Here is a 24,886-nt window from a genome sequence, read left to right as displayed (position 1 = left end):
CAGACATGACTTTTCGCGATTGAGTTTGGATGCTTGCCTTATTGATACGCCTCGGACTGCGCTTCGAAGACCGCATCGAGGAACGCCGGTTTGTCGACCAATATGTCCGGGGCAGTCTCGGATGGACGCAGATCGCGATGCTGCTCGGCGCCGCCACCTATGCCAGCTACACGCTCTGGGATTGGGTGCTCTACCCCGAAGTCGTGCCGACCACGCTCGCAATCCGCGGTGGAACCGCCGTGTTCATCCTGCTCCCGCTGACGGCGCTGCTGTCGCGGCGCCGGATGAAGCCATGGGCGGAGACGATCTTTCTCATCTATTGCGTCATCCCCGGCTGCATTCTGCCGAGCATCTATCTCGTGCTTCCCTCGGGCTTCACCTTTGCCGCGCCCGGCATGATGATGATCATACTGTTCGTCTCGACCATGCTGCCCTTGCGGATCGGCTCGCTGGCGATCTTCTGCCTGCTGTCGTGGGTGGCGTTGCTGGTCGCCGAGACATTCGCGTCGACAATGCCGACCGGCCTGAGCTTCATCAACCACTCTCTCGTCGGCAACGCCTACGCATTGTCGCTCTACGCGGTGGCTGCGCGCGAGTACCGGGCGCGAAAGCAGTTCCGGACATCCGAGGCGCTTCAACGCGAAAAGGAACGCTCCGAGAAATCGTTGCGCGATCTGCGCGCGACCCAGGAGCATCTCGTGCAGGCGGAAAAGCTCGCCTCGCTCGGGCAATTGGTGGCAGGTGTCGCTCACGAGGTCAGCACCCCGCTCGGCCTCGCCTTGACGACCTCGACGGCCATGCAGGATGACCTGCAAACGATGAGTGATGCATTGGGCGGAGCATCGGTCCGGCGGTCCGATCTAACCAAGGGCATTGACCGGCTCAAGCAGGGGCTCAACCTGACCTTCGAAAATCTGCACCGAGCATCCGAAATGGTGCACAGCTTCAGGCAGGTCGCGGTCCATCAAGCCGATGAGGACCGGCGCAGTTTCGAGCTCAGGGATTGGCTATCGGAGTTGATGTCCCGGCTCGGGCCATTGCTGTCGCATCATGCCCTGACCGTGGAGGTACACTGCCCGGCGGGAATCAAGCTCAACAGCTATCCCGGAGCGCTTGCTCAGGTGATCAGCAATCTCGCCCTCAACACTGCAGCGCATGCGTATCCTGACAAGAGAGGCGGCCGGTTCGTGATCACGGTCAGCCAACCGAATCCGACATTAGTCCGCCTTGTCTGCGCTGATGAAGGCGTCGGAATCCCTGACCACCTGCAGGCGCACATCTTCGATCCATTCGTCACGACAAGCCGCGAGAAAGGCAATGCCGGTCTGGGACTGCACATCGCGTTCAATCTCGTCATCTCATCGCTCAACGGGCGCTTGCTGCTCGAGAGCAAGGCGAGTCCGGGAACTCAGATCGTCATCGAAATTCCCATTGAAGAACACGTTGCACGAGAACCGCGAAGACTAGAGGTTTGACACTATTGCGAGCGGTTCTGTGTCGATCTTCGAGGCACTGCCTGACGTGAAGCTGACAGACCAGCCTCTTTTTCGGTTTCGACGCGCTGCTCTGAGCAAGATGCACTCCATTGGCTGTTCGTTCGAGCGCGATCGACGTAAAGTTTTTTGCGAACGCAGTTTGGTCGCGCCATTCAATTGACACGTACTGACGGATAGTCGTCGGCGTTTCGCGACGCTGCTCACGCGCGATAGCCTCGATGTCCCTCTCGTGCGGTGATCCGCGCATGAGGGCGTCCGGTTGATCGCACATGAATGAAGCGCCAATCGCATGAAATCGAAAAGATAAACTGTCGTTTGATTCACCGTCTTGCTTTCGAACTGCGCTTGAAATTTTCGTTGTTCGCCGCTCGAGGAGCTGATCGTGACTCAACTCAACATGCGCTTGTCCGAGGACGAGCAGTCCCGGAACGTACGGAAAGGTGCGCTCGCTGCGATCGTCACTCAGGTCGTGCGTGTAGCGACGCAGACCGGATCTGTGATCCTGCTCTCGCGCCTACTGACGCCAGTCGACTTTGGTACTTATGCAATGGCTTCGCCGGTGCTCGCCTTCGCGGTGCTGTTCCAGGATCTCGGTCTTGGACACGCGACCGTGCAGAAGGACGAGTTGACGCACAACGAGCTGAGTGCGCTGTTCTGGGTGAACCTCTCGGTCGGCGCGCTACTGGCGGCCACACAGGTGGCGCTATCGCCGCTCGTCGCCAGGTTCTACAGCGCGCCAAATCTCGCCCCACTGACATCTGGTATGAGCGTCACGTTGCTGCTCAGCGGCGCTGACGTCCAGCATTTGTCGTTGCTGACGCGACAGATGAGATTCTGGACGCTGGCAGGCCTGGAGTCCGCGGCCGCACTGACTGGATTACTGACCTCTGCCGCGGTCGCGTACGTCTATCACAGCTATTGGGCCATTCTCGCCGGCAGCCTGACATCAGGTCTGGTGCTCGCGAGCGGCGCGTGGCTGAGTTCGGGATGGTTGCCGTCGAGGCCCGGCTCGATCAAGGCTGCACGCGACATGCTGAACTTCGGGCTCGGCGTGACCGGCTACAATCTTGCCGAATTCCTGTCCCGCAATACCGACGGGGTGTTGATCGGCAAGGTCTGGGGGGCTGCCTCGCTTGGCGCGTATAACCGCGCCTGCCGGTTGCTGCTGTTTCCGCTTCAGCAAGTCAGCAATCCGATGGTGCGAATCATGCTGCCGACGCTGTCGGGCCTGCTGAAGGAGCCGGAGCGCTATCGGGATTCGTTCCGTCGCGCGGTGCTGCCGGCGCTCCTGCTCGTGTTGCCTGGCGTCGGCTTCATGATCGCGACCGCCGATACGCTGGTCGAAACCCTGCTCGGCGACCAATGGAGCGAGGCTGCGCCGATCTTCGTCGCCCTCAGCATCGCCGGTCTGCTGCAGACCAGCAACAGCCCCGCCAACTGGCTTTTCCTCAGCCAGGGCCGCGCCAAGGAATACATGCGATGGGGCCTGTTCAATGTCTCAACATCGATTCTCGCCTTCATATGCGGGCTGCCGTTCGGACCAGTCGGCGTCGCCAGCGCATATTCCATCAGCGAGTGCGTGCGCACGCCCATCCTGTGGTGGCTGATTGGGCGACGCGGCCCGGTGCATCATCGAGACCTCATGAAAGTGGTCGGGCCTCATCTCGCCGGAGCGCTCGCTTCCGTGGTGACGGTGTCTCTGCTGCATCGCTGGCTAGCGCGTTCGATCGGAGGGATCCCGGAATTGGCAGCCTGCTTCTGCCTTTCATATGCGGTTTCGCTCACGATCGTTGCGCTGTTTCCGGCCTGTCGCGGAGAAATGTGGCGCTACGCACAGAGCATTCGCGGCAGATAATGCGATCGGCACCAGATCGTTCGCAAGACGGTGGAGCTGATCACCACGTCACCAGTCACGCCAAAGCCGCGCGCCACGGGAGTGCCGTGGCGCACGTGTCTCCAAAACGTCCCGTCGGGCTGCTCAATGCCTCACATGCTCGAACACCACGATCACGCCGGTCGGTTCGGGCTCATGCGCCATCAGGCGCGTCAGGTCGGAATCGCCCCAATCGGCGAGGCTGACGACCTCGCCACTCTGGCGGTCGCTGCCGAGCGACCCCGTCGGCTCGAGCACCTTGAGGCCCATCTCGTCGACGAAGAAGGTGTGCTCGCCGAACATGCTGTTGAGCTGCGGCATCGCCGGATGTTCGTCGGGCAGCACCTGAGCGCCGAGCTGGTTGACGGTCTGCTTCACCTGTTCAGATGTGAGCTTCATGGACTGCTCCGTTGTTGTATCCGGTTTCATCGAGCCAGGCGGGAGCGAGCATTCCCTGCGCCCTTATGCGCCTGGCTCAGAGTCCCGAACAGGTGCTGCGGATAAATGTTCCTGCGAAATGTATTTCGTGATCGCGGGTTTCATCGGCCGCGTTCGCAGCACAAGATCGCCACAGGATGCACACGATCTGTCGATCGACGCGCTACTCGCTGCTGTTCTCGCCGACCGACAGCGCGCAGATGCGTGACAGATATGTGTACGGCAGGCCGGTCTCCTCGGCCCAGGCGTTGAACTGCGCCTGCACCTTGGCGAGATCGCCCTTCGACTTGACCTCCTCGGCGATGTCGAGACCGGCAGCGCGCAGGCAGGCCACGACGTCCTTCGACGTCACGAAGCCGTCCCAGCCGACGAAGCGGAGCAGCATCTGGCCGGTGTTGCCGCCCAGCCGGCTGCCGCGTTTGTTGAGGAGGTCGAGCAGGCCGATCTCGTCGGAGGACGGCCATTTCGCCAGAAACTTGCCGAAGCTGCCGTGCTCCTTCGCGATCTCCTGCACGAAGGCGGCGTTGTCGCGCACCGACATGATCTTGGCACCGTTGCGCACGATGCGCGCGTCGCGCAATAGGCCCTCCCAATAGTCTTCGGGCTGGAAGGTGAGCTTGGCGGGCTGGAAATGCAGGAAGGCCTGCTCAAAGCCGTCCCATTTGGAATCGATCACGCTCCAGGCAAAGCCGGCGCAGAACACCCGCTTGGTCATTTCGGCGAGGATACGATCGTCGCCGAGCTTGGCCAGCTGCTTGAGGTCCGGCTTGGCCGGCATCAACTTGTCCAGCGCCTTGGGCCCGCCCTTGCGCTTCTCGGCGCGGGCGCGAATGGTCTTGAAGGAGGTCATGTGAACACAGGTGTTGAGAGCAGGCCACGACACCAGAATTCGGCGATCCGGTCCAGCCCCGCATTGCCGCCCCTTGCGCTCTGCGACGGGACGCAGCATGCTGTCGCTCATTGGATTGATGCAAAGGGGCGGCCGGGCTGGTCTGCTTCTTGCTTTATGCCGTTTTTGGAATTCCCTGACATTTTGCTCTCTGGCCGTCGGATTTTCCATGCGCTGCCTGGTCGTGGCCGACCTGCACTATTCTCTGCCGCAGCTCGACTGGCTGGTCAGCGCGGCGCCGCAATTCGACCTCGTGATCTTCGCCGGCGACGCGCTCGACATCGGCTCGATGGTGGATTTCCGCGCCCAGATCGTGGTGGTGAAGAAGTATCTCGCGCTGCTGGCCGCGACGACCCGCGTGATCCTCTGCTCCGGCAATCACGATCTCGACGAGCGCAACGCCGAAGGTGAGAAGATTTCGCGCTGGATCTCGGAGGTGCGCGAGCTCGGCATCGCCTGCGACGGCGACGGCCTGACGGTCGGCGATACCCTGTTCACGGTGTGCCCGTGGTGGGACGGACCCCAGGTCAAGCAACGCCTCATCGAGCAGTTGCGCGATGCCGGAGCCATCAGGCCGCAGCGCTGGATCTGGGCGCATCATGCGCCGCCGGCGGATTCACCGACGAGCTGGGGCGGCAAGCGCTTCTTCGGCGACGTCGAGCTGGTGCAGTGGATCATGCAATACCAGCCGTCGATGGTGATCTCGGGCCATGTGCATCAATCGCCCTTCATCAGCAATGGATCGTGGTTCGACCGGCTGGGCCAGACCTGGGTCTTCAACACGGGCCTGCAACCTGGCCGTCCCCCGACCTGCATCGTGCTCGATCTCGATGCCGACAAGGCATTCTGGCTGGCGGCCGGCGAGGCGCAATGGATCGACCTGAAGGCGCCGCTGCGGCGGCCCGCCACCCCCATCGAGGCGCCGCCCGACTGGCTCACATTCTTGGATCGGATTGCCGATCCGAGCCTGGCGAAACCTCAGCCGGCGGCAGGTTGATCATGCTCTGGAGCACTTCGCCGACCATTGCCAGATGCGTGCCGTGGCCGGCATATTGCCGCTTCAGATCGGCGAGGTAGGTGTTGGCGACGTTGAGCCGCTGCGCCAGCATTTTTGCGATCAGCAGCGCCACGCCCGGCTCCCTCTCGAGGAACGCGGCGGCATCCTCGAATTCGTAGACGATGGCGTCGGAGCAGGCCCGTACCGTTGCGGTGTGCGGCTGGCCCAGCAGCACGGACATCTCACCCAACACCGCGCCGGGCTCGGTGACGGTGGCGACCACCATCTCGCCCTTGAGCACCTCGAGCCTACCTTGCATCAGCACGTAGAGATGGCCGGAGGTGCCACCCTCGGCGACGATGATGGTGCCGGCGGCAAGCTGCCGCTCCGTTCCGCCGGTGCAATAATCGAGGACTGCGCGCATGGTGCGAACGCTCCCGTACACAACGCCGGAAGACTAGAGCACGATCCAAGCCAGGCGGCAATCGGCAGAGAGCCGGCTGGTGCGCGAGGCGCGTCACACCCGCGAGAGCGAGGGTGCCTCTTCGGGCATAATGGCTTGCAGCCCGCCGAAGCGGCGCTCGCGGCAATGGAAGGCGGCGAGCGCCTCGGCAAGATCGCCCGCGTCGAATTCGGGCCACATCCGCTCGGTGAAGTACAGCTCGGCATAGGCGCCTTCCCACAGCAGGAAGTCCGACAGCCGCTTCTCGCCGGAGGTGCGGATGATGAGGTCGACGTCGCGAAGGCCAGCCTCGCCCGTCACGAGCTGCGAGAAGGCTTCGCGCGTCAGGCTGGTCAGCGCGGCCGCCTTGGCCGCGGCATGGAGGATGGCATCGCGCGCGGAATAATCGACGGCGATGCGCACGTGCAGCGTGCGGCCATCGGCGGTGGCCGCCTCGGCGCGCGCGATCGCGGCGGCGATGCCGTCGGGCAGGCGATCGCGGCGGCCGATGACGGAGAGGCGCACGCCGTTCTTGACGAGGCTCTGCACTTCGTTCGCGAGGTAGAAGCGCAGCAAGGTCATCAGCGCCGCGACCTCGGCCTTCGGCCGCCGCCAATTGTCGGTGGAGAAGGCGTAAAGCGTCAGCGTGCCGATGCCCTGCTTGGGCGCGGCCTCGACGATGCGGCGGATGGTCTCGACGCCGGCCTCGTGACCGCGCACGCGCGACAGGCCGCGCCGCGTCGCCCAGCGGCCGTTGCCGTCCATGATGATGCCGACATGAAGCTTCTCGTTATGGGACGTGATGTCACTTTGCATTGCAAAGTCTCCGGTCAAAAAAGGGGGAGATCAGGTCGAGGCGATGCCGAGACGGCCGAGCGGCGGCGCTTCGCGGCCGGCGGCCTTCGCCGCGTCGCGCACCAGCCGCTCGAGCACGGCGAGATAGTCGAGGAAGCGGCGGCGGCCGGCCTTGGTGAGGCGGCAGCTGGTGTGCGGGCGATTGCCCTCGTAGCCCTTGGTCACCTCGACGAGGCCGGCTTCCTGCAGCACGGCAAGGTGCCGGCTGAGATTGCCATCGGTGAGGCCGCAGAGCTGCTTGAGATCGCCGAACGCCAGCCCCTTCGGATGCGCCATCAACGAGGTCAGAAGCCCGAGCCTCGCCTTCTCGTGGATCACGCGGTCGAGCCCTTCATAGGAGAAGGGCGCGCTGTCAGTCTTCGACATCGTTGTCTCCCGACGCAAAATGCAGAATGGCCGCCATCAGCGATTGGCCGATCAGGAAAGGTAGGCCCATGGTCCATGGCGACAGCGTGTGGGTTCGGCTCGCGAGCACCACGACCGCGAAGCCGGACACGAAATACCAGGCGCCGGCGAGCGCGACGGTGCGCGGCAGCGAGCGGACCGAGGCAAAGATGCCGAGCGACACCAGGATCTGCCACAGGCCCGGCAGCAGCCACAGCGTCTCGCTCGCGAACTTCCACATCACCACCGCGAGCAGAACGCCGGCAATGCCCGCCGGCAGGAACTGCTCGACCGCCTGGTGGATCATCGCGTCGGCGAGACCGGAATGATGGCGTCGCGACCGGGCGCGCATCTCGATGCCGATGATCAGCCCAGACAGCGCGGCGGCGATGAACCAGCCGATGAAGAAAACGAGCGGCTCGCCGGTGGGATCATCCAACAACCAGAATTGCAGGAGGGCGGTGATGAGCGCCACAGCGCCGGTCGCCGCCATCGTCGCCGGGCCGTAACCGCGGAAGGCGGTACCCGCCGCGATCTGGCTGCGGATCGTCACGATGTCGGCCAGCGCCTTGTCGAGATCGCGCATCGGCAACGCCAAAACCTCGTTCCACCCGGACATTACGAGGCAAGAGCCTCGTTACTTTGTATTGCAAAGTATACGGTACTGCAAAGTATATGCAAGCCTGAATTGTCGCGGCCAGCCGGACGAGAGCGGACAACTGACGGTTGCGCCTCACCTGCCCTCGCGGATAAGATGGATGCAAGTGCGTTTGCCGGGGGCTGGGGTATGTGGTTGAGGTCGTTGGTCGTTGCGTTCGTGTTGCAGGTGAGTTTGGTCGGGGCGAACGCGGCGGGGCCGTTCGGCACCGTCAATGTCGGCAACTGGGCTGGCGGCGCATTCAGCAATGACGAGACGGGCGCGTTCTCCCATTGCGCGGCGACCGCACCTTACGCCAACGGCGTGAGTCTCTTCGTCGCGCAGAATGCGGCCGGCTCCTGGCTGCTGAGCTTTGCCAGCCCCAGCTTTCGCTTTAACAAGGGCGATACCGCGCCCATCGACTTCATCTTCGACGGCCAGGAGCAGGCGAGGTTGTTTGCGACCGCCGGCACCACCAACATGGTGACGACCATCCTGCCCCCCAACGTCGCTCGCACCTTCCAGAAGGCAAGCCTGATGGTGGTGACGACCAACGGCAGCAAGCCACTCCAATTTGTGCTGACGTCGACGGCGCCCCTGATCGCGGCGCTGGCGAACTGCGTCACGCGGGTGAAGGCAGATGGGCTCAGCAAGGCAGGCGATTTCACCAAGGGTGCGGCCAAGCCGGCGGTCACGGCGGAGAAGCAGGCGGCAGGGCCGGCCGGCGGCAAACCTGCCCGAGCCAGGAGCGGCAGCGGCTTCGTCGTCAGCACGAGCGGGCACATCGTCACCAACCATCATGTGATCGACGGCTGCGTCGGCGACATCAAGGGCAATCTCACCGGCGAGGCCGCAATGGTGCTGCGCGTCGTCTCGAGCGACGCCAACAACGATCTCGCTTTGTTGCAGGCGCCGTCGACAACGACCTTCAAGGATTTTGCCCGGATCCGCGACCGCTCGATCCGCTCCGGCGATTCCGTGATCGCGATCGGCTTTCCCTATCACGGCATCCTGACCTCGGACTTCAGCGTGACCACCGGGATCGTGAGCTCGCTCAGCGGCATGCGCAACGACTCGCGCTTCCTGCAGATCAGCGCACCCGTGCAGCCCGGCAATAGCGGCGGGCCGCTGTTCGACAACACGGGTCAGGTCGTCGGCGTGGTCACGGGCAAGATTCCAGCCTTGCGGATCGCGGTGGCGACCGGCAACATCCCTGAAAACATCAATTTCGCCATCAAGACCGGAGTGCTGCGCGATTTCCTCGACAATTCGATCGTGCCCTATCAGACCGCCGAGCCAAAGAGCGAGCGCAAGACCACCGACATCGCCGCCAACGCCCGGCCTTACACGATGCTGATCTCGTGCAACGCGGCGGAGCAGGCGGAAGCGAAGCGGTAGCTATCGGGCAACGCACACCCTGCAGCTCACCCGTAGCTGTCATTCCCCGCGACCCGGCTACGCCAAGGCTTCGCCGGGGTTGAGGTCCAGGGGCGCCGAAGCTTTAGCGTAGGCGGCAGGCGGGGAATCCAGTACGCCGCGGCCTCTCGATTCATCACCGCCGTCTCGGAATACTGGATCGCCCGGTCAAGCCGGGCGATGACACCTTTGATGTGCGTCGAGCGCTCCCCTCACCCGTGGCAGCACGCACCCTTCGCCGGCTGCGGCTCGTACTGGTCGCTCAGGCGCACCCAGTCCATCGGATAGGGCAGGCCTTCCTCATGACGGCCGAGCGGGGTGAGATCGAGATATTGATAAGCGGCGTTCATCATGTCGAGGCCGCGGGCGAAGCAGGAATAGGTGTGGAAGATCGCGCCGGCCTCGTCGCGGAAGAACACGCTGATGCCGGGCAGCTCGGGGCCGTAGAGCGGCGTGGTCCCGAAATTGTACATCGGCTTGCCGGTCGCGACCTCTTCCTGTGAGAACGTCACGCCGTAATCGCGGTTGAAGTCGTTGCCGCCCGAGGAAACCCAGTCGAAGGTCCAGCCCATCCGCTTCTTGAAGTTTTCGAGCTTTGCGCTTGGCGCCAGCGAGACCGCAACCATGGCGGTGTCGCGCGCGGCCAAATGCGGCACCATGCGCTCGAACCCGTCTGCCCAGAACGAGCAGCTCTTGCAGGCCGCGTCCCAATCGGGTGCGAACATCACGTGCTGCACGATGAGCTGCGGCCGGCCCTTGAACAGATCGCCCAGGGACACAATGCCGTTCGGCCCTTCGAATTCGTATGCCTTGTCGACCTTGACCCAGGGGAGCCGGCGGCGCTCGTCGGCAAGCCGTTCGCGGGCCTGGGTCAATTCCTTCTCATGGGCCAGAAGGGCCTTGCGCGCGACGATCCATTGCTCGCGCGAGACGATCTGATGTTGCTGCATGGCGTTCTCCTTGTGGTCAGGCGACGAAAGCATCGAGCTTGTCGAAAATCGAGCTCCAGCCGCGCTGGTGGTTGTCGCGCGCAGTCTCGTCGAAGAACTGGGCGTGATGGAAGATCATCAAGGTGCCGGCAGCGTCCGGCTTCATCGAGATCGTCACCAGCGATTCACGCTCCGGCGTCGAGTGCCAGGCCCAGGTGAAGACCAGAAGCTCGTTCAGCACCACCTCGCGATAGCGGCCGCCGGCCTCGAAATATTCTCCGTCGTCCCCGGTGAAGCTGATGCGAAACCGGCCGCCGACGCGAACGTCGAGCTCGGCTTGAAGCGTCGCCGGCTTCATGTTCGGCGGCCCGAACCATTGCGCTAGCTGCGCGGCTTGCGTCCAGGCGGCGTAGACCTTTTGCGGCGGTGCGCGGAGCCGGCGCGTGAGCGTGAGGCTTGGTCGTTCTGCCGGGCGTTCGGCGGTGTTGGCGGCTGCGTTGGCCATGTCTCTTCCTCCACGAAGGCGGCAAGGCGATCAAGATTGTGGGACCAGAACTGCGCATAGCGATTGAGCCAGTTCATCGCCTGCTCCATCGGCTGCGCGGTCAGCCGGCAGGCGACCGTGCGCCCGGTCTTCTCGCGCACGATCAGCCCGGCATCGGTGAGCACGTCGAGATGCTTCATGATCGCCGGCAACGATACCGCAAACGGGGCCGCCAGCTCGCTCACCGACAGGCCGTCCTGCTCGCCGAGGCGCGCCAGCAAGGCACGCCGCGTCGGGTCTGACAGCGCCGCAAAAGTCCGGTCCAGCGTCTCGTCCTGATACTTAACCATGTGGTTTAGTATAGACGCGAGCGCGGCAACGTCAAGCCGGAAGGCGCAGGCGCGGATCCGCACGAGAGCGTGATCGGGTTGCCGGCAATGCAGCCAAGAAAAAAGCCCTGCCGAACGGCAGGGCTCTCTTCCTCGTCATCACGAGATTTCTACTCGACCTTCAGGCCGGCGAAGTCGACGACCTTCTTCCACTTCTCGGTCTCGGCCTTGATCTCCTCGCCGAACGCCTCGGGCGTCTGCACCCGCGGCTCGCCGCCGAGCTCGACCAGGCGCTTGGCCATGTCGGGGTCCTTGAGCACCGCGTTGACCTCGGCGTTGAGCTTGGCGATGATTTCCTTCGGCGTGTTCTTCGGCGCGCCCATGCCGAACAACGCGCTCGCCTCATAGCCCTTGACGGTGTCGGCGATCGGCTGCACGTCGGGCAGCTGCGGCGAGCGTTCCGTGGTGGTGACACCGATCGCGCGCAGGCTGCCGGAGCGGATGTGCTGAATGATCGAGGGCATGTTGTCGAAGATCACCTGCACCTGGCCGGCGAGCATGTCGGTGATCGCGGGCGCGGCGCCGCGATAGGGCACGTGCTGCATCTTGCAGCCGGTCATGGCCATGAACATCTCGCCGGACAGATGCACCGAGGTGCCGTTGCCGGACGAGGCCATGTTCACCTTGCCGGGATTGGCCTTCACGTACTCGATGAACTCGGCGACGTTCTTGGCCGGCACGTCCTTGTTGACGGTCATCACGTTCGGCACGCGCTGGAACGAGGCGACCGGCGCGATATCGTTCACGAAGTTGAACTTCAGATTCTTGTAGAGCGAGGCGTTGATGTAGTTGGCCGGATTGACCAGCTGCAGCGTGTAGCCGTCGGGCTCGGCATTGATGACCGATTCGGTCGCGATGTTGTTCCCGGCGCCGGGCTTGTTCTCGACCACGAATTGCTGGCCGAGCTTTTCCGACAGGCGCTGGCCGATCAGCCGTGCCAGGATGTCCGTGGCGCCGCCCGGCGGATAGCCCACCACCCATTTCACTGGACGGACCGGATAATCGGCGGCAAGGGCCTTCGACAGCGGGGTGGCTGCAAGCGGACTGGCGGCGAGCAGGCCCAGCGCGGTACGGCGAGTGATCATCTCAAGGGTTCTCCCAGTGTTGTTCTTGAAGTCGGATGGCTTGAAAGCCGCGTCGCTGCGGTTGTAACAAAGCTTGCCGCGTGCGGAAAGTGCGCGGGGCACATCACGACGAAAGGATGAGACATGCCGGTCAAGGTTCATGCCCTGGATCATCTCGTGATCAATGTCAGCGACGTCGCGGCAAGTGCTGCGTGGTACGGCAGGATTCTCGGCATGGAAGTCAAGGTGTTCGATCCCGGCGGCGGCAAAGCGCCGCGGACTTTCCTTGAATTCGGTAACCAGAGGATCAACGTCCGACAACGCGATGCCGACAAGGTGGAGTGGTTCACCGCGAGCCATCCGACCGCCGGCAGCGAAGATTTGTGCTTTCTCACCTCGGCCACACCGGACGAGGTGGTGGCGCATTTGCAGGCACATGGCGTCGCGATCGAGGAAGGTCCGGGCCCGAGGCAAGGCGCCCGCGGCACGCTGCGCTCGGTCTATTGCCGCGATCCCGATGGCAGTTTGATCGAAATCTCGTCGTACGGGGACGCCGGCTAATAGAGCCGCCGCGCCCCCGAACGCCGTCATTACGAGGAGCGCTTGCGACGAAGCAATCCAGACTGCCTCCGTGGAGAGAGTCTGGATTGCTTCGCTGCGCTCGCAATGACGGCCGAGAGAGCGCGCTCACGCATACCCCCGATTTGCTTCCCGCGTCGTCCAATGGCAGGAAGACGCAATAATCAAAAGGCAGCCGCCAGCAGGATGCAGGCTGCACCGGGAGGAGCCATGCCAGTTCAACAGATCACAGCCGGAATCGTGGGCCCGTTCGACGGGCTCGACGTGCCCTGGCTGCTCAAGCTGGGCGCCGAAGTCCGGCGTGATCATCCATTCCTGATCTGGGCGCCGTTCGACGCGCCGGCGCGGCGCTGGAGCTACGGCGAATTTCACGAGCGCGTCGGCGCGCTCGCGGCCGGCCTCGCCAGGCGCGGCATCAAGCCGGGCGAGTATGTGCTCATCCATCTCGACAATTGCATCGAGGCGATGCTGGCCTGGTTCGCTTGCGTCGAGCTCGGGGCCGTCGCGGTCACCACCAACACGCGCTCGGCGCCGGCCGAGATCGCGTATTTCGCCGATCATTGCGGCGCGGTCGCCGCGATCACGCAGCCGGCCTATGCGGAAGCCGTCGCGCAGAACTGCCGCAACATAAGGTGGCTGGCGGTGACCTCGCACGATGCGGGCGCGGCCCCCGCGCGGGGCGTCTCGCCCGGCGACAGCTTCGAATCGCTGTTCGCCGACAGTGCCGATCGTCCCCGGCGCGCGTCCGATCCGCTGGCGCCATGCAGCGTGCAATACACCTCGGGCACGACGTCGCGACCCAAGGCGGTGCTGTGGACCCATGCCAACGCGCTGTGGGGCGCCAAGATCAACGCCGCGCACGAGGACCTTCACGCCGGCGACGTGCACCAGGCCTACCTGCCCCTGTTCCATACCAATGCGCTGGCCTATTCCATGCTGGCGACGCTGTGGGTCGGCGCCACTTGCGTGATCCAGCCGCGCTTCTCCGCCAGCCGGTTCTGGGGCGTCGCGCGCGAGCATGGCGCAACCTGGACCTCGACGATTCCGTTCTGCATGAAGGCGCTGCTCGAGCAGGAGATCCCGAAAGACCACAAGTTCCGCCTGTGGGGCACCGCCATCAACGAGCCGCCGGCCTTTGCCGCCTTCGGCGTCAAGATGATCGGCTGGTGGGGCATGACCGAGACCATCACCCACGGCATCGTCGGCGAGGTCGATCAGCCCAACATCCCGATGTCTATCGGCCGCGCGGCGCCCGAATATCAGATCCGCATCACCGACGACGACGGACGACCGACGGAGGTCGGCGGCACGGGCAACCTCGCGATCAAGGGCATCCCCGGCCTGTCGCTGTTCGCCGAGTACCTGCACAACGAGAAGGCGACGCGCGAGAGTTTTGACGAGCACGGCTTCTTTCTCACCGGCGACCGCGTCGAGCGATTGCAGAACGGCTTCATCAAGTTCGGCGACCGCGCCAAGGACATGCTGAAGGTGGGCGGCGAGAACGTTGCGGCCTCAGAGATCGAGCAGGTGATCGCACTCGTGCCGGGCGTGCGCGAGGCCGCAGTGGTGGCGAAGACGCATCCGATGCTGGACGAGGTGCCGGTGGTCTTCATCATCCCGCAGGGCGGCGTCGCGGGCGCTGCACCCGATCTGCATGATCGCGTGATGGAAGCCTGCCGCAAGGGCCTCGCCGACTTCAAGCTGCCGCGCGAGATCAGGCTCGTTGACGACATGCCGCGCTCGACACTGGAGAAGGTGGCGAAGGCGGAGCTGCGGAAGCTGGTGGGGTGAGCTCGTGGGGTGGGTTAGCCGAAGGCGTAACCCACCAACTTCGTTCGGCAATTGCGGAGGCATGGTGGGTTACGCCTGGCGCCTGCGCTTCGCGCAGCCGCGAGGCTAACCCACCCTACGGCATCCCGGCTAGAACGACCCCAGCGCGACCGGGCGGAACGCCTGCAGCAGCTGCTGGTCGAGCTTGCCGCCCATGCCTTCCATCATCGTGAAGGCGCGGGAGTGGGTGAAGGGCATGCGGTAGGCGCGCTTCTCGACCAGCGCGGCGTAGATGTCGACAATCGTCGTCAGGCGCACGATGTCGCTGATCTGGTTCGACGACAGGCCGTTCGGATAGCCGGAGCCGTCGAGGAATTCGTGGTGATGCAGCACCACGTCGAGCATCTCCGGCGGGAAGCCGCCTTGCGCGGCGAGCGCGTCATAGCCGCGGCGCGGATGCTGGCGGACCTCGGCCATCTCCTCGTCGGTGAGCTTGCCGGGCTTGTCGAGCAGCCAGGCCGGAACGAAGGCCTTGCCGACGTCGTGCAGCAGCGCGGCGCGGGTCAGGCGGCGCTGGTCGTCCTCGCGCATGCCGAGATGCTGGGCAAAGGCGACGGCGAAGCCGGTGACGAACAGGCAATGGCGGTAGCTGCCGACATGGTGACAGCCGACCGTGGTGAGCCATTCGCGCAGCGAGGAATGCTTGATCGCCTTCAGGATCTTGCTCTCGGCGGCGATGACGTCGTCGAAGGTCAGAGGCACTCCGAGCGGCAGCTTCTCGAACATCTTGGTCAGCACCGCATGCGCCGCCTCGACCCCGCGGTTGAGCGTCTTGCCGCGATCGGTCGCGTCATAGGCCGCGGTGTCCGGGAAGGCGGCGCGGATGCGCTGCAGGATGGCCTCAGCCTGGAGCGGGCGTGAAATGGTGTCGGTGGCTCCTAGCGCCCAGGCCTGCATGGTGCCGTGATGCAGGGCGTCCGCGAGCACGAACAGCCGCGGCATCGAACGATAGGCGTCGCCGCGCAGCTTGTTGCGGACCCGCTGCACGCTGTCGGGCGAGCGCAGGTTGATGTCGACCACGAGGCCGGAGAGATCGCGCGAGGGCTGGGCGGGGATCTCGTCCGTCTTCACCGTGGAGACGTCGCCGACCGCTTTCAGGATGCTGGCGAGCTCGCTGCTCCCGTCGCTCCGATCGGAGGCGAGCAGGAGCCGGCGTTTGGCGGCGGATTTGGCTGTGGCGTTCATGGCTTCCCCACAAGGACCGGAAACTCGGGCGTATTGGCCGATGAGCCTAAGCCGGATCAGGTTCTCTGGCCCTTAAGAGGCGTGCTCAATGGAACCTTGGGGAATTGCACGCAATTTTACGGATTGGGGTTCAGGGGGGAATTTCACAACCGGCCAAACAACCCCATGCACAGTAGAACGGGCATTGATGGAAAAGAGGAATTTTCTCTCCGTCATGGCCGGGCTTGTCCCGGCCATCCACGGCCTTGGGCTAGACGTGCGAAGAACGTGGATGCCCGGGACAAGCCCGGGCATGACGACGAAATAAATACCGAGCGCACCCAAAACCAATCCGCCGGAGGGCATGCCCTCCGGCGGATCAGCTCATTCAGCCATAGCGGCTCGGCTTACGCCTTCATGCTCGCCTTCACGGCCTCCGCGGTGATCGGTAGCGCCCGGACGCGGGCGCCGCTGGCATTGAAGATGGCGTTGCCGATGGCCGGCGCGACCACGGTGACCGCGGGCTCGCCGACGCCGGTGGCCTTCTCGCCATTGGCGATCACGGCGATCGCGACCTCGGGCGTCTGGCTCATGCGCAAGGGCGTGTAGCCATCGAAATTGGTCTGCTCGATGCCACCGTCCTTCAGCGTCGCCTTCTCGTACATCGCCAGCGACAGGCCCCACAGCGCCGCACCCTCGACCTGGGCGCGGACATTGTCGGGATGCACCTGCGTGCCGACGTCGGTTGCGACCGTGAGCTTCTTCACGGTCACCTCCCCCGACGGCGCGACGGCGACGTGAGCCACGCACGCCGTCCAGCTCGCGGTCGCCCGCTCCTGCGAGGAGACGCAGGCGACGCCCATGCCCTCGCCTTTCGGCAATTGCTTGGTGCCATAGCCGGACAGTCCCATCGCGGCGAGCAGCGTGTTGCGCAAGCGCTGCGCGCCGCCGTCGTTCTTGCCGGCGCCGTCGAGCAACGAGATGCGGAACTGGGCGGGATCCTTGCCCGTGGCTGCCGCGATCTCGTCGATCATGCTTTCGACCGCCCAGAAGGTCCAGCCCGGCGCCACCGAGCGAAGCTGGCCGGACGGCGTGGCGTTGTGCGCGAGCTCGTTCTTGATCGCGCGCACATAATGGTTGGGCACGGTGTAGAAGAAGTCCGCCCCGTTCACCGTAAAGGAATCGAGCGGGCCCTTCTTGTCGACCGAGGGCGTCAGGAAATCGGGAATTCCCCAGCGCGCGGTCGGCCAGGCCGAGACCACGTCGTGGCTGATCGCAATGAGCTTGCCATCGCCGTCCACGCCGGCCTTCACCTTTTGATAGGTGAGCGGACGCGAGAAATCCATCGTCATGTCGTTCTCGCGCGAATAGATCACCTTCACCGGCTTGCCGACGGCCTTGGCCGCCTGCACCGCCGGAATCATCATGTCGGCATCGAGACGCCGGCCGAAGCCGCCGCCCAGCCACATCTGGTGCATTACCACGAACTTCGGATCGATCCCGGCCGCCCCCGCCGCAATCGCGCCGGAGCGCGTCGCGAACTGGTTGCCGGAATAGATGTGCAGGATGTCGCCCTTGAACTCCGCAGTGGCGTTCATCGGCTCCAGCGGCGCGTGGATGTTGATGCTGGTGGTGTATTCCGCCTCCACCACCTTGGCCGCCGAACCGAAGGCTGCATTGGGATCGCCGTCCTTGACGAAGAACTGGCCGGAATCGTCCAGCTTCTGGAGCCGCTTGGCCTCGTCGAGCAGCGACTCGCTCGACAGCTTCGCGTTCGGACCCGCGTCATAGGCGATCTTCAGCGCCTGCGCCGCCTTCTTGGCGTTGGCGTAGGTGCTGGCGACCGCGACGACCCAGCCCGACGTCGTCCCGGTCTTGTCGTCGAGCGTGACGGCCTTGATGAAGCCCGGCACCTTCTTTGCCGCGCTGTCGTCGACCGATTTCACGGTGGCGCCGAAGCGCACCGGCGGCGTGACCAGGGCGCCATAGGCCATGCCCGGCAGCATCACGTCGATGCCGTACTTGGCCGTGCCGTTGGTCTTGGAGGGGATGTCGAGCTGCGGAACCGAGACGCCGATCATGGTGTACTGGTCCGGCGATTTCAGCTTGATCGCCTTCAGCTCGTCGGGCGTGAAGGTTTTCGTCGCCTTGCCGCTTTTCACGACATCGGCAAACGACATCTGCTTCTTCGATTTCGGATGCACGATCATGGAATCGCGCACCACGAGCTCCAATGCCGGCACGCCCATGGCGGCGGCGGCACCTTCGGTCAATGCGATGCGACCGGCGGCGCCGGCGCGGCTCATCGCTTCGAAGTTCATCATGGTCGACCAGCTGCCGCCGGTGATCTGCGCGCCCAGCACGGGATCGTTGAACTTGGGATCGTTGGAGGCGAGCCGCACGCGCATGTCGCTCCATTTCGCGCCCAATTCCTCGCAGACGATCTGCGCCATGGTGGAGGCGATGTGCTGGCCCATGTCCGCCTTGCCGCAGGTCACGGTGACCAGCCCGTCCGGCGCGATCGCGTACCAGACGCTCGGCTCGAAATTGGCGGGCGCGGCGGCTGCCGATTCGATGCCGGGCACGCCGGCATAGCCGAGCACGAGGCCGGTCGCGGCGGTGCCGACGAGGAAGGAGCGGCGGCTGAGATCCGTCGTCTCGGGTGTCGATTTCTTCACATGCTCGTTCATGTGGGCCTCCGCTCGCTCGAGGTGGCCGAGGCGGTGCGCATCTCGGATGCGGCGCGCATGATCGCCTTCTGGATCCGCGAATAGGTCATGCAGCGGCAGAGATTGCCGTCCATATGGGTGACCACCTCTTCCTTGGTTGGATTGGGATTCTTGGCGAGCAGCGAGGCCGCCTGCATGATCTGGCCGGACTGGCAATAGCCGCATTGCGGCACCTGCTCGGCGATCCAGGCCTTCTGCAAGGGATGATCGCCCTTGGCGGAAAGGCCTTCGATGGTGGTGATCTTCTTGCCGGCGACGTCACTGAGCATGGTCTGGCACGAGCGCACGGCTTCACCGTTGACGTGCACGGTGCAGGCACCGCACAGCCCGGCACCGCAGCCGAACTTGGTGCCGGTCATCTGCAATTGCTCGCGGATCGCCCAGAGGAGCGGCGTGTCGTTCGCCGCATCCACGGACAGACTCCGCCCGTTGATGGTGAGAGTTGGCATAGGCGTCTTCCCCTGCCGGTGCATGAAGCCGCTTACGGCGGCAACTTGAATGGCGGACGCCCACCGGGCTGGCGTCAGCCTTGCCGGCGAGAATGATCGCGTTCCGACGCGGAGGCAAACGCAATTTGGAACGAGTCGAAAAAACGACCGCCACACTCGCTCGTTGTGCGCCGCGCCAAGGGCGGCGACGCAGCCACTGGACACAACAGCGCATGCCTCGGGCATGCGTGCCATCGCATTCAGGCAGTTTCTTCGAGGTAACTTGGCGAGCTAAGGTGCAGCCGCACGCAAACCTTACCCTCCCCTGGAGGGGAAGGGTCGATCGCGCGGAGCGCGAGCGGGGTGGGGTGATCTCTCCACACGACACTGTTGGAGGTGGAGAGACCGTCACCCCACCCCGTCTCACATTTCGCTCCGCCCCATGTGAGCCGACCCACGGGCGAGCTGCGCTCGTCCCGGACCCCTCCAGGGGAGGGTGAAGCACCGAGTTGGTGGCGAGAAAAGAAAGGGCCGGAAACAATGCCGGAGATCAATCGCGACGGCGTCAACATCTACTACGAGGTTCATGGCGACGGGCCGCCGCTGCTGCTCACCCACGGCTATTCCTCGACCTCGGCGATGTGGCATGGGCAAATCGACGCGCTGGCGAAGGACCACACGCTGATCCTGTGGGACATGCGCGGCCACGGCCAGTCCGATTACCCTGACGATGCGAGTGCTTATAGCGAAGACCTCACGGTCGGTGACATGGCGGCGATCCTCGATGCGGTCGGCGCCAAGCGCGCCATCATCGGCGGGCTTTCGCTCGGCGGGTACATGTCGCTGGCGTTCTACCGCGCACATCCGGAGCGGGCCCGCGCGCTGCTGATCATCGACACCGGCCCCGGCTTCAGGAAGGACGATGCGCGCGAAGCCTGGAACGCGCGGGCGCTCGCCACCGCCGACCGGCTCGACCGCGAAGGCCTCGAGGTCTTGAAAGCGGCGACGCGCGAGCGCGCAACCGCGAGCCATCGCAACGCTAGGGGCCTTGCGCTCGCCGCGCGAGGCATGCTGACCCAGCGCGATGCGCGCGTGATGGAGCTGTTGCCTGAGATCAAGGTGCCCAGCCTGATCGTTGTCGGCGCCGACGACACCCCGTTCCTCGCCGCGTCCGACTACATGGCCGCGAAGATCCCGGGCGCACAAAAGGTCGTGATCCCCGCCGCCGGCCACGCCGTCAACATTGATCAGCCCCAGGCTTTTGTTGACGCGGTCGTGCCTTTCCTGAAGAACTTGCCGGCGTAGGCCGATCGAGCAGGGACACAGGCGATGAAGCTGATGATGCTGGCTGCGGGGACGATGTTGCTGTCGCTATCCGCACAGGCCGAGCCGATCGGCGCCGTGCCGCAGCGCCAGCCTTTCGTCACGACCTTGTCGAACAACATTCCGCTCGCCTTCGGCATGGATGCCGAACAGACCGCGCGCGCCCTCGGGCAGCAGCTGCAATATGTGCGGGGACGTCCCGGCCACGAGATCTATCTCGCCTTGCGCAACATCGGCGGCAGCGGCCTGATCCCCTATCGCCATCGCCTGTTTCTGCAGTTCCGTCACGGCCGGCTGGCCGGATGGAAGGAGGACTACGGCGAGAACTGGATGTGGGAGTAGTGTTGAGCGCCGATATTCCGGATCGTCATGGCCGGGCTTGTCCCGGCCATCCACGTTCTCTCGGGCTGAGAGCTGAGACAAGACGTGGATGCCCGGGACATAGGCGAGCGAAGCGACGCCGTCCTTTAGACGGCTATGCCCGGGCATGACGAGTTTGCAGAGCGGCCGTAGTTCTCGATCAAGGACCAACCAAGAAGGACAACCCGCGTGGGACAGGACATCAAGCTGACGGCCTCGGACAATTTCCAGCTCGGCGCCTATCGCGCCGATCCCGCCGGCACGCCGAAGGGCGCGGTGGTGGTGATCCAGGAGATCTTTGGGGTCAATCACCACATCCGCTCGGTCTGCGACCGCCTTGCCGGGGAAGGCTATGTCGCGATCGCACCGTCGATCTTCGATCGGACGGCGCCGAACTTCCAGTCGGGCTATTCGCCCGACGAGATCGCAGAGGCGCGCAAGTTCGTGGCCAATCCGGACTGGGCCGCGATGCTGCGCGACACGCAAGCTGCGATCGATGCGGTGAAGAGCGTCGGGCCCATCGGCATCATCGGCTTCTGCTTAGGCGGCAGCATCGCCTTCGTCGCGGCGACCCGACTGACCGGCCTGAAGGCGGCAATCGGCTATTACGGCGGCGCTGTCGTGCGCTTCGCCGACGAGGTGCCGAAGGTGCCGACCCAACTGCATTTCGGCGAGAAGGATGCCGGCATTCCGCTCGCCGATGTCGAGACCATCAAAACTAAGCGGCCCGAGGTCGAAGTTCACATCTATCCGGGCGCCCAGCATGGTTTCCATTGCGACGAGCGCGCCAGCTACGACAAGGCCAGCGCCGACATCGCCTGGCCGCGCAGCATGGCGTTTTTTGCGAAGCATTTGAGGTAGAGCCCCGCCTCTTTCCACCGTCATTCCGGGACGCGCCGACAGGCGCGGGCCCGGAATCCATCAAGGCGGCAGAGTTGGTGGAGGAATGGATTCCGGGTTCGCGCTAACGCGCGCCCCGGAATGACGAGGGGAGAGAGTCTTAAAACCAGCGCTCGCCGACGAACACGGTGTCGCCGGGCGCGAGCGGCGTGCCGAGCGGCACCACGGCGCGCATGGCGCCGCCGTTCTCGGTGTGCGTGACGGTGACCATGTCACGCTTGGCGCGCGGCGAGAAGCCGCCGGCGATGGCGACCGCGCTCTCGACCGTCATGTTCGGCACGTAAGGATATTGGCCGGGTGCGAGGACCTCGCCGAGGATGAAGAACGGACGATAGGTCTCGATCTCGACCGCCACCGAAGGCTCGCGGATGTAGCCGTTGCGCAGGCGTGCGGCGATCTCGCCGGCCAACCCCGCCGTGGTGCGGCCGCGGGCCGGCACCGCACCGATCAGCGGCATGGTGATGGAGCCGCCGGCGTCGATCGCATAGCTGTTGGTGAGACCTTCCTGGCCGTAGACCACGACGCGAAGCTTGTCGCCGGCGTCGAGATGATAGGAGGCGCCATTGCGCACCGGCACCGCCATCGGCGCGGCGTAGCCGACCGGCATCGGTGCGGGCGAAGCGGCAAAAGAATTGCTGAGCGCTGCGATCGCGCCACCGCCGTTGTTGGCGACGACGACCGGCCGCGGCGCATTATAGGGCTGGCCATAGGCCATGGCATCGAGATCGGGACGAGGCTGCACCATCGCGACGGGAGTTGCGGTCTGCATGCAGCCGCCCAAAGCGAGCGCGGCGGACGCTGCCAAGGACGCCAAGTTCGACCATCGAAACGCGCGTGCAACCGGCACCGGACCCATCCTCGAAACGAGACAGCTCCAGTGATGCACCGGTTATGGTTAATAAAGCGTTGAGTGGAGGCTCCAACCCTCCCCTGGAGGGGGAGGGTCGATCGCGCGCAGCGCGAGCGGGGTGGGGTGATCTCTCCACTCGGGCAGTGTGGACGTGGAGAGACTGTCACCCCACCCCGTCTCACATTTTCGCTGCGCTCAAATGTGAGCCGACCCTCCCCCTCCAGGGGAGGGTAAGAGGCAGCTCGGTTACGCGCTCACGCGAGCTCAATCCCGGGAATAGCCGATCAGCGGTTTCCGCGGGCGGAACAGGATCATCAGGAGGATTCCCAGAATGCCGAGGACGGCGAAGACCGGCTGCTCCAGCACCAGGCGGATCACCGATGTCCAGAGCCAGGGCGCCTTGGCCTCGACCCAGGTGCGAAAGGCCGATTGGCTGGCCTGATTGATGTCGTTCCAGAACTGGCCGAAGCGGGTGAATTTGAGGGTCTGGTCGGCCACCCAGCGGGCGCCGTCATAGACCATGAAGATGAACCCGCCGGCGAGCAGCAACAGCCCAATCAGTCGGAAAAAGCCGCGGATCATGCCTCACCTACGATGGCCGTCCGAGCGGACGACCTTTTCGGAACGATGCCAGCCAATAGCCGGCCGACGGCAGAAATTCAACCTCTTCAGGGCGTTACGGCACTCATCCAGGCCGCCAAAGGCGCGTTTCCGGCGCCCGAAAGCGTTGACGGTGCGAAAGACCCTCTCTATAAGGGCGCCAACTGGCGGTGGGCGCAATCCCGCCGCCGCTGTTCTTTGAGCAGTTGCAGGCACCCTGGGCTTCAGGACTCATCCGAGCTTGAAGACACCTTGGAGCCTCAGAGACAGCCGCAAGGCGGTCGCTCATGTTCCGGGAACGGCCCAGCAACCGAACACCCTAAATCCGAGCGTCGATTCCGCGGTCAAGCAAGCCGGCGCTACCCGACCAAGACGCGACCGGTACCCGCAAAGGACATTGAGACCATGGCCAATACCACTTCCGCCAAGAAAGCGACGCGCAAGATCGCCCGCCGCACCGCCGTCAACAAGTCGCGCCGCACCCAGATGCGTGGCGCCGTGCGCAACGTCGAGGAAGCCATCAAGAGCGGCGACCGCGCCGCTGCCGTGAAGGCGCTCGCGACGGCCGAGCCCGCCTTGATGCGCGCCGCCCAGCGCAACATCATTCACAAGAACAACGCCAGCCGCAAAGTCTCGCGCCTCACCGCGCAGATCGCCAAGCTCGCGAAGTAAATCTTGCTAAGTCATCTTGGCGACATCGCCTGATCGGTCGATCCGGTCAGCGCGTCAAACAGCCCGGCCTCGCGCCGGGCTTTTTCGTTGGCTGTCAAATTTACGCAAGCAGTCGCGCGAGGCTCACGCGTCGCTTGGACGATTTGCATCGTCCGTCAGTCTTCGTTCCGTAATTTTACCTGCTGATGTTCTGCAACAGCGGAAACTTCACTGCGTTGCAAAAAACCCCTGTGAGGCGGGCGCGAATTGAATCGGTGGCGGACGAGAGTTCTGCACACCGTAGATTCACAGGAATGCGTGTGACGATGGAGTTACCCTGTGAAACGAGACTCAAAAAACGATGTCTCGTTAATCACTTATCGACATAGCGACCGCAAGCATTTGGAAAATTCGGCCCGCGCGTCGAACGCGTGACAAATTTGTAAAAAAAATCGGCGGTGGCGGAGAATTGTCACATGAGGTCCGGCATTTTCGATTCTGTGCACGAATCCAAAAACTTGCTCCGAGCCTGTGCACAACCCACGTGCGACGTTAACTGACGTCAAGTTTTTTTGCTGGCTCAAGTGTGAATCAATTCGTTGCGAGTCTTTCCGCTTAGTGTATTCCTTAGGTCGTCAGCGGCGCCCACGATCTTGAGACCAGCGCGGTATCGGAAACGGGGCGAGCGTGCAAATCGGCGGCGATGTGCACGTAGGCGACGCTTCAACAAGTGATTGTCGGACGAACCCACAGCAATGTGGGAAGGGTAGTACTTTGTCTGAATGTCTCCAAGCGGGTTCTTATCCATCCCGTCGCGCCAAGGCGTACAAGAGAGACATCGCGAAGCTATCCCGGCACACAAGGTGGCGAAGTCGAGCGGACGGCTAGTACATTTGGGCAGGCATCCGCGACAGGAGTACGGCGCGGTTGTCTTCAGGACACGCAGGACCTTGTCGTGAGCGATCACGGCAGGACGGGGAGGTATCATGTCTTACGGACTCAACGCGGTATTTCAGCACGTTTCCTTTTCCAACGATGCCGTTTCAGCTCCGTCGGATCTGCAGCCTCCCGCGTGTGACGGAGCGCCGAGTACGCGCTGACCTCGCGACCCCTCCATCTCTGACATCGCTGATCTGACCCGCGGCGTTCGCGCCGAACGGTCGAGCTATGCCCGACGAT

24 protein-coding genes and 1 pseudogene are annotated in these 24,886 nt (G+C 64.1%); 10 read left to right on the top strand and 15 right to left on the bottom strand.

Features of this window, described 5'->3' with window-relative positions; all coding sequences use genetic code 11:
• Window positions 1–29 precede the first annotated feature (29 nt).
• Together ACM43_RS17510 and ACM43_RS17505 are read left to right on the top strand one after the other, a co-directional pair.
• Window positions 30–1,475 carry a sensor histidine kinase gene (locus ACM43_RS17510; protein WP_271541634.1) on the top strand — a complete coding sequence of 482 codons (1,446 nt, stop codon included), beginning with the start codon at window positions 30–32 and terminating at the stop codon, window positions 1,473–1,475.
• 418 nt (window positions 1,476–1,893) lie between these two features.
• Window positions 1,894–3,351, top strand: a complete 1,458-nt coding sequence (locus ACM43_RS17505) for a lipopolysaccharide biosynthesis protein (protein WP_271541838.1) — start codon at window positions 1,894–1,896, stop codon at window positions 3,349–3,351.
• 123 nt (window positions 3,352–3,474) lie between these two features.
• Here the strand turns inward: ACM43_RS17505 and ACM43_RS17500 are convergent, their stop codons facing one another.
• Window positions 3,475–3,768: a hypothetical protein gene (locus ACM43_RS17500; protein ID WP_036024052.1), complete on the bottom strand. Its 294-nt coding sequence runs from the start codon at window positions 3,766–3,768 to the stop codon at window positions 3,475–3,477.
• A 202-nt stretch (window positions 3,769–3,970) separates the two neighbouring features.
• Window positions 3,971–4,657 carry a DNA-3-methyladenine glycosylase I gene (locus ACM43_RS17495; protein WP_157284851.1) on the bottom strand — a complete coding sequence of 229 codons (687 nt, stop codon included), beginning with the start codon at window positions 4,655–4,657 and terminating at the stop codon, window positions 3,971–3,973.
• A gap of 208 nt (window positions 4,658–4,865) precedes the next feature.
• Here ACM43_RS17495 and ACM43_RS17490 point away from each other — a divergent pair, with 208 nt between their 5' ends.
• Window positions 4,866–5,693 (top strand): metallophosphoesterase family protein, encoded by an 828-nt coding sequence (locus ACM43_RS17490; RefSeq protein ID WP_271541631.1) that lies wholly within the window; start codon window positions 4,866–4,868, stop codon window positions 5,691–5,693.
• Here ACM43_RS17490 and ACM43_RS17485 read toward each other — a convergent pair.
• The 4 genes from ACM43_RS17485 to ACM43_RS17470 all read right to left on the bottom strand — a co-directional run bounded on the left by ACM43_RS17485 (window position 5,632) and on the right by ACM43_RS17470 (window position 7,960).
• On the bottom strand, window positions 5,632–6,117 hold the full coding sequence (locus ACM43_RS17485; protein ID WP_036002505.1) for a Crp/Fnr family transcriptional regulator: 486 nt from the start codon (window positions 6,115–6,117) through the stop codon (window positions 5,632–5,634). The two genes, ACM43_RS17490 and ACM43_RS17485, sit on opposite strands and share 62 nt — an antisense overlap.
• Window positions 6,118–6,210: 93 nt before the next feature.
• Window positions 6,211–6,951, bottom strand: a complete 741-nt coding sequence (locus ACM43_RS17480; protein WP_271541626.1) for a di-trans,poly-cis-decaprenylcistransferase — start codon at window positions 6,949–6,951, stop codon at window positions 6,211–6,213.
• 30 nt (window positions 6,952–6,981) lie between these two features.
• Entirely contained in the window at window positions 6,982–7,356 is a 375-nt protein-coding gene (locus tag ACM43_RS17475) for a transcriptional regulator (protein WP_036024038.1), read from the bottom strand.
• Window positions 7,343–7,960: a hypothetical protein gene (locus ACM43_RS17470; protein ID WP_271541623.1), complete on the bottom strand. Its 618-nt coding sequence runs from the start codon at window positions 7,958–7,960 to the stop codon at window positions 7,343–7,345. The genes ACM43_RS17475 and ACM43_RS17470 overlap by 14 nt, the downstream gene beginning before the upstream one ends.
• A gap of 201 nt (window positions 7,961–8,161) precedes the next feature.
• Here ACM43_RS17470 and ACM43_RS17465 point away from each other — a divergent pair, with 201 nt between their 5' ends.
• The gene (locus ACM43_RS17465) at window positions 8,162–9,409 is read left to right on the top strand and encodes a S1C family serine protease (protein ID WP_271541621.1); all 1,248 of its coding nucleotides are present in this window, start codon (window positions 8,162–8,164) and stop codon (window positions 9,407–9,409) included.
• Window positions 9,410–9,639: 230 nt separating this feature from the next.
• Here ACM43_RS17465 and ACM43_RS17460 read toward each other — a convergent pair whose 3' ends face one another.
• The 4 genes and pseudogenes from ACM43_RS17460 to ACM43_RS17445 all read right to left on the bottom strand — a co-directional run bounded on the left by ACM43_RS17460 (window position 9,640) and on the right by ACM43_RS17445 (window position 12,314).
• On the bottom strand, window positions 9,640–10,377 hold the full coding sequence (locus ACM43_RS17460) for a DUF899 domain-containing protein (protein WP_271541619.1): 738 nt from the start codon (window positions 10,375–10,377) through the stop codon (window positions 9,640–9,642).
• A gap of 16 nt (window positions 10,378–10,393) precedes the next feature.
• Window positions 10,394–10,729, bottom strand: a pseudogene (locus ACM43_RS17455) (SRPBCC family protein); the annotation flags it as partial.
• Window positions 10,730–10,737: 8 nt separating this feature from the next.
• Window positions 10,738–11,190 carry an ArsR/SmtB family transcription factor gene (locus tag ACM43_RS17450; protein WP_036038647.1) on the bottom strand — a complete coding sequence of 151 codons (453 nt, stop codon included), beginning with the start codon at window positions 11,188–11,190 and terminating at the stop codon, window positions 10,738–10,740.
• A gap of 149 nt (window positions 11,191–11,339) precedes the next feature.
• Complete coding sequence (locus ACM43_RS17445; RefSeq protein WP_157284857.1) at window positions 11,340–12,314, bottom strand: Bug family tripartite tricarboxylate transporter substrate binding protein; 975 nt, start codon at window positions 12,312–12,314, stop codon at window positions 11,340–11,342.
• Window positions 12,315–12,437: 123 nt separating this feature from the next.
• Between ACM43_RS17445 and ACM43_RS17440 the strand changes: the two genes are divergently transcribed.
• Both ACM43_RS17440 and ACM43_RS17435 read left to right on the top strand, forming a co-directional pair.
• The gene (locus ACM43_RS17440) at window positions 12,438–12,854 is read left to right on the top strand and encodes a VOC family protein (protein WP_271541617.1); all 417 of its coding nucleotides are present in this window, start codon (window positions 12,438–12,440) and stop codon (window positions 12,852–12,854) included.
• A gap of 228 nt (window positions 12,855–13,082) precedes the next feature.
• Entirely contained in the window at window positions 13,083–14,663 is a 1,581-nt protein-coding gene (locus ACM43_RS17435) for an AMP-binding protein (protein WP_271541615.1), read from the top strand.
• A gap of 129 nt (window positions 14,664–14,792) precedes the next feature.
• On the opposite strand, the gene ACM43_RS17430 is transcribed toward ACM43_RS17435, so the two are convergent.
• The 3 genes from ACM43_RS17430 to ACM43_RS17420 all read right to left on the bottom strand — a co-directional run bounded on the left by ACM43_RS17430 (window position 14,793) and on the right by ACM43_RS17420 (window position 19,044).
• Window positions 14,793–15,887 (bottom strand): HD-GYP domain-containing protein, encoded by a 1,095-nt coding sequence (locus ACM43_RS17430; RefSeq protein WP_036024045.1) that lies wholly within the window; start codon window positions 15,885–15,887, stop codon window positions 14,793–14,795.
• Between the two features lie 386 nt (window positions 15,888–16,273).
• A complete protein-coding gene (locus ACM43_RS17425) occupies window positions 16,274–18,556 on the bottom strand; it encodes a xanthine dehydrogenase family protein molybdopterin-binding subunit (protein WP_271541613.1) in 2,283 nt (760 codons plus the stop codon).
• Window positions 18,553–19,044, bottom strand: coding sequence for a (2Fe-2S)-binding protein (locus ACM43_RS17420; protein ID WP_271541611.1), 492 nt, complete (start codon window positions 19,042–19,044; stop codon window positions 18,553–18,555). The genes ACM43_RS17425 and ACM43_RS17420 overlap by 4 nt, the downstream gene beginning before the upstream one ends.
• Before the next feature lie 519 nt (window positions 19,045–19,563).
• Between ACM43_RS17420 and ACM43_RS17415 the strand changes: the two genes are divergently transcribed.
• The 3 genes from ACM43_RS17415 (at window position 19,564) to ACM43_RS17405 (ending at window position 21,567) form a co-directional block, all read left to right on the top strand.
• Window positions 19,564–20,328, top strand: coding sequence for an alpha/beta fold hydrolase (locus tag ACM43_RS17415; RefSeq protein ID WP_271541609.1), 765 nt, complete (start codon window positions 19,564–19,566; stop codon window positions 20,326–20,328).
• A gap of 24 nt (window positions 20,329–20,352) precedes the next feature.
• Window positions 20,353–20,688 carry a hypothetical protein gene (locus tag ACM43_RS17410; protein WP_157284861.1) on the top strand — a complete coding sequence of 112 codons (336 nt, stop codon included), beginning with the start codon at window positions 20,353–20,355 and terminating at the stop codon, window positions 20,686–20,688.
• A gap of 207 nt (window positions 20,689–20,895) precedes the next feature.
• Complete coding sequence (locus ACM43_RS17405) at window positions 20,896–21,567, top strand: dienelactone hydrolase family protein (protein WP_271541607.1); 672 nt, start codon at window positions 20,896–20,898, stop codon at window positions 21,565–21,567.
• Between the two features lie 139 nt (window positions 21,568–21,706).
• On the opposite strand, the gene ACM43_RS17400 is transcribed toward ACM43_RS17405, so the two are convergent.
• Entirely contained in the window at window positions 21,707–22,453 is a 747-nt protein-coding gene (locus tag ACM43_RS17400) for a polysaccharide biosynthesis/export family protein (RefSeq protein WP_225131885.1), read from the bottom strand.
• A 267-nt stretch (window positions 22,454–22,720) separates the two neighbouring features.
• Window positions 22,721–23,038 (bottom strand): hypothetical protein, encoded by a 318-nt coding sequence (locus ACM43_RS17395; RefSeq protein WP_025033220.1) that lies wholly within the window; start codon window positions 23,036–23,038, stop codon window positions 22,721–22,723.
• Window positions 23,039–23,461: 423 nt separating this feature from the next.
• Here ACM43_RS17395 and rpsT point away from each other — a divergent pair, with 423 nt between their 5' ends.
• Window positions 23,462–23,728, top strand: coding sequence for a 30S ribosomal protein S20 (gene rpsT, locus ACM43_RS17390; protein ID WP_157284863.1), 267 nt, complete (start codon window positions 23,462–23,464; stop codon window positions 23,726–23,728).
• Window positions 23,729–24,886 lie beyond the last annotated feature (1,158 nt).

The sequence above is a fragment of the Bradyrhizobium sp. CCBAU 45321 genome (assembly GCF_028128975.1).
Lineage (GTDB): Bacteria > Pseudomonadota > Alphaproteobacteria > Rhizobiales > Xanthobacteraceae > Bradyrhizobium > Bradyrhizobium yuanmingense.
Note: the sequence above shows the minus strand (reverse complement) of the source record. Positions and strands in the feature narration are given on the sequence as shown.